Origin of the sequence: Pseudonocardia pini, from assembly GCF_013870575.1 — a bacterium.
Classification (GTDB): Bacteria; Actinomycetota; Actinomycetes; order Mycobacteriales; family Pseudonocardiaceae; genus Pseudonocardia; species Pseudonocardia pini.
The window spans coordinates 1-1636 of sequence record NZ_JACBXB010001004.1; the positions used below are offsets into that span (position 1 = coordinate 1).

Annotated in this window: 3 protein-coding genes; 2 read left to right on the forward strand and 1 reads right to left on the reverse strand. The window is 73.2% G+C overall.

Going from position 1 to position 1636, the window contains the following annotated elements:
- The coding region (ligD, locus tag H5J29_RS31865; RefSeq protein ID WP_446686505.1) for a non-homologous end-joining DNA ligase LigD at positions 1-474 on the reverse strand (474 nt) is incomplete at its 3' end.
- 124 nt (positions 475-598) lie between these two features.
- Between ligD and H5J29_RS31870 the strand changes: the two genes are divergently transcribed.
- Both H5J29_RS31870 and H5J29_RS31875 read left to right on the forward strand, forming a co-directional pair.
- The gene (locus H5J29_RS31870; protein ID WP_181784630.1) at positions 599-946 is read left to right on the forward strand and encodes a hypothetical protein; all 348 of its coding nucleotides are present in this window, start codon (positions 599-601) and stop codon (positions 944-946) included.
- A gap of 68 nt (positions 947-1014) precedes the next feature.
- Positions 1015-1566 (forward strand): DUF6328 family protein, encoded by a 552-nt coding sequence (locus H5J29_RS31875; RefSeq protein WP_181784631.1) that lies wholly within the window; start codon positions 1015-1017, stop codon positions 1564-1566.
- Positions 1567-1636 lie beyond the last annotated feature (70 nt).

A 1636-nucleotide genomic window follows, 5' to 3' on the forward strand; every position in this document is an offset into this window, starting at 1 on the left:
GAGCCCCGCGGCGGACAGCGCCTCGCCGACCAGCCGGGCCACGGCGACGACCGCGGCGAAGCCGGCGCCCTCGGGCGGGTCCAGGTCGAGGACGAGCTGGGTGGCGGCGTGGTCGGAGACGGTGAACAGCCCGGGGTGGTACTCGACGGCCCGCTGGTTGGCGAACCAGAGGAGGGTCCGCCGGTCGTCGCAGAGCCCGTAGCGGACCTCGCGGCCGGTCTGCGAGCGGATCACCGTGGAGGCGACCCACTCCGGCGTGTACTTCGGCAGGTTCTTCTGCATGAAGGGTTCCTGCCCGGGCCGCACCCGGATCACCGACAGGGGCCGTCCCGCGAGGACCGGCACCATCCGGTCGGCCACCCCGTCGAGGTAGTCGACGAGGTCGCCCTTCGTGGCCGGGTCCCCGTCGAGCACGGGGGAGTCGAGGCTGGACAGCGCCACCCCCGCCCGCTCCTGCGCCTGTTTCGGGCTCATGGGGGCATCATGCCCCGCTCCGGGTCGTGGCGAGGGGTTCGGTGTGTCAGTCTGAACGGGCGTTGAGCACCCAGCGCGGACCGGGACGACCGACTCGCCGGAGGTCCGTGTGCACCCACCCTGCATGGCCCTGCTCCGCGTGAAGGCCCCCGCGGAGCTGGACCCGCACGTCCTGGAGGCCGCGCTGACCCGGGCACTCTGCACCGATGCCGAGCGCCCGCTGACCGCCGAGCTGGAGTGGCTGCCCGCCTGGCGGTCGGGGCGGAAACGCCGTCGGCGGTACGTCTTCGTCGTCGTGCTGCGCGGTGCCCAGCCCCCCGACGACCTCATCCGGGCCGCTCAGCGGTCCGCCCGCCGAGCCGTGAAGGGCATGTTCGGCCCGAAGTGCTCGGCACGGGCGCGCCCGGCCGACCACCGCGAGGTGCCTGCCCTGTGGTGCTCGGTCCGCGGCACGCCGCACCGCGCGTCCTGACCGTTCGACGCCTGCGGTGTGAGGGCGGTGTCCCCGGGGTACGCGATACCGACTGTGAGGAGGACCGGATGAGGAGCGTCGTCGAGGCGGGCGAGGAGTGGAACATCCGGCACCGCGCGGAGGGCCCGCTACCGCGTGCCGACCGGAACTTCGCGGAGCTGTTGCAGGAGCTCCGGGTGGTGTTCACCGGTGTGCAGATCCTGTTCGGCTTCCTGCTGACCCTCTCCTTCAGCGAGCGGATGGCCCAGCTCGACGACTTCCAGCGCGCCCTGTTCGTGACCACGCTGTGCTGTGCGGCCGCCTCCTCGATGCTGATCGTGGCGCCGGTGGCGGCGCACCGGATCCTGTTCCAGCGCAACCGCAAACGCGAGCTCGTCCGTTCCGGTCACCGGTTGGTGCTGGTCGGGCTGGGGATGCTGGGCGGCACCTTCTGCGCAGGCCTGATGCTGGTCCTCGACGTCGCCATCGGCCGCGGCGTGGCGATCACCGCGGCCGGGACCCTGCTGCTCGGCACCGTGGTTCTCTGGGTGGTGCTGCCGCTGCGGATGCGGGACTCCGCGCGGGCCGACCCCGATCTGGCCGACCCCGAGCTGGCCGGCACTAGTCCCGAAGGGCCGTGAGGGCGGCGGTCCAGCGGCGCTCCCGCGTCTGCGCGTCCTGTTCCCACCACGGGTCGCCCCGCTCGCCCAG

Bases quoted from the DNA above. Each gene is read 5' to 3' on its own strand.
- H5J29_RS31875 (WP_181784631.1), top strand. From the start codon at position 1,015: ATGAGGAGCGTCGTCGAGGCGGGCGAGGAGTGGAACATCCGGCACCGC.
- H5J29_RS31870 (WP_181784630.1), top strand. From the start codon at position 599: ATGGCCCTGCTCCGCGTGAAGGCCCCCGCGGAGCTGGACCCGCACGTC.